A 308-nucleotide genomic window follows, 5' to 3' on the forward strand; every position below is an offset into this window, starting at 1 on the left:
TATGATTAAACTCTTATTATTTCTTATTGGGCTAATATTCCCAAGCAAAGAAAATACTCAAAATCGTAATCAAGCCTCGGTAACGATCCACAATAGTCTAGAACTAGGAGATGGAAACGGTGGAAATGGGCACGGAAACGGTGGAAGTACTGGTGGCAATACGGGCCAGACACCACCGCCATTTACTCAACCTTACTAATTAAATAAAATGATTCAATTTCTATTAATCCTATTAGGAATAACATTTCCTAATAACAGTACAACCACTACCCACCCAACTCAAATAACAATACAAAACAATCTGATAT

General features: G+C 36.4%; 1 protein-coding gene. It reads left to right on the forward strand.

From position 1 onward, the window contains the following. A partial coding sequence (locus SB764_RS39150; RefSeq protein ID WP_410866633.1) for a hypothetical protein occupies positions 1-199 on the forward strand: 199 nt, incomplete at its 5' end. Positions 200-308 lie beyond the last annotated feature (109 nt).

This window comes from Paraburkholderia sp. SIMBA_027 (assembly GCF_046535315.1).
In the GTDB taxonomy this organism is placed as follows: Bacteria; Pseudomonadota; Gammaproteobacteria; order Burkholderiales; family Burkholderiaceae; genus Paraburkholderia; species Paraburkholderia tropica.